Source organism: Hyella patelloides LEGE 07179 (assembly GCF_900659865.1).
In the GTDB taxonomy this organism is placed as follows: Bacteria; Cyanobacteriota; Cyanobacteriia; order Cyanobacteriales; family Xenococcaceae; genus Hyella; species Hyella patelloides.
Window position 1 is genome coordinate 1 of record NZ_LR214326.1, and the last position, 1,201, is coordinate 1,201.

At 42.3% G+C, this 1,201-nt stretch carries 1 protein-coding gene and 1 pseudogene; both read right to left on the reverse strand.

The genetic code is table 11. The annotated features are described in order from the left end of the window. Window positions 1-406, reverse strand: a pseudogene (locus tag H1P_RS33520) (hypothetical protein); the annotation flags it as partial. After that, complete coding sequence (locus tag H1P_RS33525; protein ID WP_144875827.1) at window positions 406-1,062, reverse strand: Mu transposase C-terminal domain-containing protein; 657 nt, start codon at window positions 1,060-1,062, stop codon at window positions 406-408. The gene H1P_RS33525 and the pseudogene H1P_RS33520, both read right to left, overlap by 1 nt. Between the last annotated feature and the right edge of the window lie 139 nt (window positions 1,063-1,201).

The window sequence follows — 1,201 nt, forward strand, 5'->3', positions numbered from 1 at the left end:
TTTTTTTTAGTTGACTTCTTTGGGAAATTAACTTAGATGGAACTGGTAAATTGGTTAGAGAGGTTAAAACACTTTGATAATAACTTTTCCAATCGAAACTTCCAGATTCAGGAGCGCGAGCTTCTGTGGTAGCTACTGGCAGATAATCAGAATCTTTAACCATTCGCGAACGATGTTCCTCTAGCATCACTTTGCTAATCTGCTGTAATAGAGTGGTCTTTCCCACCCCTGTTGGACCAAACAAAAAAATCAAAGAAGCTCCACCTGGATTACTTATTGCATATCGGAATTCTTCGTAAGCCTTTTTTAGATGTGGATGTACTACTGTACAATCACGAAATAAATCTAACTTTTGTTGTTTAGATAGGGTCGGATAGTGACGGTCAGTGCGTCTATAAATGGGCATTACCAAAACTCCTCATAAGGTTTAATTTCTGCTGGTTTTTGAGACTGTAGAGACTCGGTTTCACTAACCACTGATGTAGTCTTTTGAGAGGACTCTGATTTGATCTCTTCATGACTAGAAATGGTCGATAAAATATCTTTAGCTTCCCCATCCTTTAACCTTTGCATGAGAATAGATTCAGTAGCTTGAGTTCCTTCTAGAAAATCTGCTAGAGCTTTAGCTGTGATGATAAATTTTTGGGAATGTTGTTTGTACTGTTGTCGCAACTCTTGTGTCGCTAATTGAATTTCTCGTTCCGAACGACCATGAAAAATACTGTAATACTGAGAGATGCAGCGAACCCATTGTCCTCGCACGTAGGCATAGGCAAATCCCGCGTCGCTTGGATCATATCTGACATTCACTCGTGTCTTCTCAATGCTGCCATTGCGAAAACTATTATGCCAATAGTAAAGATGGTTAATTTTGACTCCCTGATTGGAGATGACTTTTGCCGTTCCCTTGGAAGTGGTGGGCAAGGTCAAGATGCGGAAGTTTTCATCATAGGGAATTAATCGGCTCGGTCTTGAACCAGTTTGAACTATGCCTTGGTGATAGGCATCAAAAGGACTCTGACCTAATGCGGGATGCTCTTGATGGTCATAAAATTCGTACACCCAATTACCACGCCCTTCGGGCTGAAGTCAGGAGGATAGAGTCAGGAGTCAGGAGTTAGATCAAGCCCGAAGTTGGTCTAAAGGCAAGGGCGCGTCGCCTGTGGTTTCCCAGGCGTTCATGTCGCCCGCTCGCCATTTT